Here is a 2,380-nt window from a genome sequence, read left to right on the forward strand (position 1 = left end):
CTGCTGTTTCCATAGCCATTGTGCCATAGCCTTGCATGATCCAGTTTGGAATTTCTTCGTAACCTTCCCAAGCGGTGTCTTGAACTACAACACCATTTGGAACTTCTTTAGATTTTTTAGTTGCTAACCGTACACATTCATCGTAGTTAAATTCTTCGATTGTTACGGTAGCACCTTCATTTTCAATTTGTTTTCTACGATATTCTGTAGAGCCTTTAGGCATGAATACTACAGCTTTTTGACCTAATTTATTAGCAGCCCATGCTACGCCACGACCGTGGTTACCATCAGTAGCAGTAAAGAATGTAGCTTGACCAAATTCTTCTTTTAATTGTGGAGAAGTTAATACATCATATGGTACATCTTCAACATTTTTACCGGTTTGTTGAGCTACATATTTTGCCATCGCATAGGAGCCACCTAATACCTTAAAAGCATTAAGGCCAAAGCGATAAGACTCATCTTTTACAAAGAGAGAATCAACTCCGATATGAGATGCTAATTTTTCTAGCGATACTAGTGGAGTTACACTATATTGTGGAAAACTTTCATGAAACGCTTTAGCTTTCTTGATTTCTCTAACATCCATAACGGACAAGAACTTGTCACTAGATGGTGCCATCGTATTACGTTTCCACTGAATTCGGTCCATATTTGCCTCCTAGGATTCTTCCTTTACAGTATTTAAATCACTATAAAGAGTAAACTTAGAAATATTGAAATACTCCGCAATCTTTTCTGAAGATTTAGAGATAAGAAAAGCCCCTTTTTCATTTAAGTAGCTAATAGCTTTTAACCGTTCTACTTTATTCATAAGTGGTCCAGGTTTACCAACCAACCGTTCTGCTTCTAGTAGTAAATCATCTAATAGTTCCGATACACTTGTAGTAATTTTTTCAACAGTGCCAGTCTCAGCTTGGCCTATGCCTATAAGACTTTCAAGTGATCGATGCATCATAACAAACTCTGTTATATCCTGATTAATGCCTAACAAATATGCAATATTGCCATCATCATCACGGATATACATAGTGGAGGATTTTAATATTCGTCCATCCTTAGTTTTTGTTAGATATCCAAATCTACCTTCACTACCATCATCATAGTTGAGTACATCTAAAACTACATGTGATGGACCATCGCCAACATGTCGATTTGTTATCGTCCCATTTTCTATATATACAAGCGATGTATCAAGATCACCTTGTAAGTCATGTATCAGTACTTCACAAGATGGTCCAAATTGTATGGCCAATCCATGGGCTATAACTTTTAGCCGTTCCAATGTACTCATTGAGATAACCTCCCTCTCATCGGTATCGGTTAGTCTTTATGGTCTAAATAACTTCAGTCCGTTTACATAATTAGCATTATGATAATAATTCTAACTAATTTTGTATTAACCTAATTTTTTGTTAGGTTCCTTACTTAAATTATAGGTCTATGTATACAAAAATGCAACGTTATCATGCATTAAAGTTATCAATAATTATTCAACCATATACGTGTACTGATATAAACACATATAAACACTATGATTTTTATCACATAATTTCGTTGTTATAAAAAAAATTGATGACCTATTCATCATCATATCTACATAAATAAATATAATAAAATTCTATAGAGACAAGTGTATATCTATATTCTTATATCTACAAAACGGATCCCGTATATCAGTGTGTATCTATATCTTTTATAAATATTCCTATCACTCATATCCCCCAACTTTCTGTTATATAGAGACATGCAAACTTATAATTAATACCAATACAAACAAAAAAGGCTGTAATAACGAATTACCGTTATTACAGCCTTTATATACTGTTAACTGTTAGGATTTATGTTAATGGTTAAGCGTAAATTATGCGTTTGCTAATGTTTTACCCAATTCTTCACATTGTGCTTTGCCATCATCATCAGGTTCACCCAAGATAGCTACACCATCAGCTACTAATTCACCGCCAGCATCTTTAATTCGAGTGCCCCAGTCTTCTAACCAAGTACCACCCCAACCATAGGAGCCAAAGATTGCTACTTTTTTACCACCCAATTTGGATTCTAATTCAGTATAGAATGGTTCAAATTCGCCTTCTTCTAATTGTTCTGCACCCATATCAGCACAGCCAAGAGCTAATTTTTCGTAAGCTGCTGCGTCATCTACGGATACTTCAGAAACAGATTTTACTTCTACATCTTGACCTGCAGCTTTGATACCTTCAGCTACTGCTTGAGCCATTTGTTCTGTATTGCCTGTACCGGACCAATAAATTACACCAATCATCTTGTACCTCCTAGGCCGTTCTTGCGACCAATGAACTAAATGTTTTTCCCAACATCAATTGAGTTTGACAAAATTCACGACATGCTTTGTAACATA

3 protein-coding genes and 1 pseudogene are annotated in these 2,380 nt (G+C 35.3%); all 4 read right to left on the minus strand.

All coding sequences use genetic code 11. From position 1 onward, the window contains the following. The coding region (locus tag QZ055_RS09170) for a diaminopropionate ammonia-lyase (RefSeq protein ID WP_295826425.1) at positions 1 to 652 on the minus strand (652 nt) is incomplete at its 3' end. A 9-nt stretch (positions 653 to 661) separates the two neighbouring features. Beyond that, on the minus strand, positions 662 to 1,294 hold the full coding sequence (locus QZ055_RS09175; protein WP_295792726.1) for a transcriptional regulator: 633 nt from the start codon (positions 1,292 to 1,294) through the stop codon (positions 662 to 664). Between the two features lie 570 nt (positions 1,295 to 1,864). Next, a complete protein-coding gene (locus QZ055_RS09180; RefSeq protein WP_105085935.1) occupies positions 1,865 to 2,284 on the minus strand; it encodes a flavodoxin in 420 nt (139 codons plus the stop codon). Between the two features lie 10 nt (positions 2,285 to 2,294). Next, a pseudogene (locus QZ055_RS09475) lies at positions 2,295 to 2,380 on the minus strand (DUF3793 domain-containing protein); the annotation flags it as partial.

Origin of the sequence: uncultured Veillonella sp. (genome assembly GCF_905209685.1) — a bacterium.
Lineage (GTDB): Bacteria > Bacillota > Negativicutes > Veillonellales > Veillonellaceae > Veillonella.

Bases quoted from the DNA above. Each gene is read 5' to 3' on its own strand.
- QZ055_RS09175 (WP_295792726.1), bottom strand. From the start codon at position 1,294: ATGAGTACATTGGAACGGCTAAAAGTTATAGCCCATGGATTGGCCATA.
- QZ055_RS09180 (WP_105085935.1), bottom strand. From the start codon at position 2,284: ATGATTGGTGTAATTTATTGGTCCGGTACAGGCAATACAGAACAAATG.